General features: G+C 73.7%; 1 protein-coding gene. It reads left to right on the top strand.

The window, feature by feature from the left end; genetic code table 11:
- A partial coding sequence (locus SB786_RS37240; protein WP_410731716.1) for an MlrC C-terminal domain-containing protein occupies positions 1-247 on the top strand: 247 nt, incomplete at both ends.

Raw genomic sequence — 247 nt, 5'->3', positions numbered from 1 at the left:
GCCCGTGCGACACGATGGACCTGCTGGAGGCCGCGCTCGCGCAAGGGCTCGACGGGATCGTCAGCGGGCCGCTGTGCGACCCCGACGCGGTCGCCGCGCTGATCGATGCGGGCGTCGGCGCGACCGTCACGGTGCCGATCGGCAACCGGATGCCGTCGCATGGTGGCGCGCGGCGCACGCCGTTTCGCGCGACCGGCGTCGTGCGCGCGATCACCGACGGCGAATACGTGATCACCGGGCCGACCTA

The sequence above is a fragment of the Burkholderia sp. SIMBA_062 genome (genome assembly GCF_046534765.1).
In the GTDB taxonomy this organism is placed as follows: Bacteria; Pseudomonadota; Gammaproteobacteria; order Burkholderiales; family Burkholderiaceae; genus Burkholderia; species Burkholderia ambifaria.
Note: the sequence above shows the minus strand (reverse complement) of the source record. Positions and strands in the feature narration are given on the sequence as shown.